Source organism: Vibrio sp. 811, assembly GCF_033339195.1.
Genome location: NZ_JAWOUB010000290.1, coordinates 1 through 787, shown reverse-complemented (window position 1 = coordinate 787; position 787 = coordinate 1). Strand labels below are relative to the sequence as shown.

The window sequence follows — 787 nt, the reverse complement described above, 5'->3', positions numbered from 1 at the left end:
AAAAGCGCATCTACACGAACCAAAACATTTACTCCAGACCGTGCACAAGATTAAAGGCGGGCTCGCACAAATAGGCTTGGAGCATATTCATCAATCCGCTTTATTGACCGAACAATTGTGCCGATCTGACTCCCCCCTTTATCAAACGGCGTTAGAGAAACTCATCACCGATCTAGAGCTAAGCGTTGATGACGTCCAGCATTGGGTTACTCAACATACGTAAAACGATTCTCTTCCCTCAAAAAACCTCAAGAGAAGCATTTAAGCTTCCACTGCATTGAATTTTATTACACGCTTTGACTGCACAAGGATTGACCCATGAGTTTTGACCGTAATCTGTGTAAAGTTCTGGTCGCTGACGATTCCAGGCTGGTTACGAGCAGCGTGACCGCGATACTTCGACAACTCGATTTAAGTGACATCTATTACGCTTATAAACCTTTTGAGGTCATCAATCTTTGTAAGCAAATGCATTTTGATTTGGTGATTTGTGACTACAACTTTCAAACTCAGCTCAATGGCTTTCAGTTGTTAGAAGAGTTAAAGCACGCGCAAATTCTTCCTGCACATACAACGTTCGTCTTTTTGACCGGAGAAAATGATCACAAAATCGTTCGTTCAATAGTGGACTGCGACCCTGATGACTACTTGCTAAAACCGTTTAATCACACCTTTTTTCGCAACCGACTGCTGTCAGCCATGAAACGCAGAAGCGTGCTACTACCGATTTACGAAAAACTGCGTGAGATGGACTTTGAAGGCGTGATTGAAGCCACCGATACCCTTC

2 protein-coding genes are annotated in these 787 nt (G+C 43.5%); both read left to right on the top strand.

Annotated features, from left to right (window positions below; genetic code table 11):
* The coding region (locus R7Q46_RS26410; RefSeq protein WP_318078116.1) for an Hpt domain-containing protein at nucleotides 1–223 on the top strand (223 nt) is incomplete at its 5' end.
* Between the two features lie 95 nt (nucleotides 224–318).
* The coding region (locus tag R7Q46_RS26405; protein WP_318078115.1) for a response regulator at nucleotides 319–787 on the top strand (469 nt) is incomplete at its 3' end.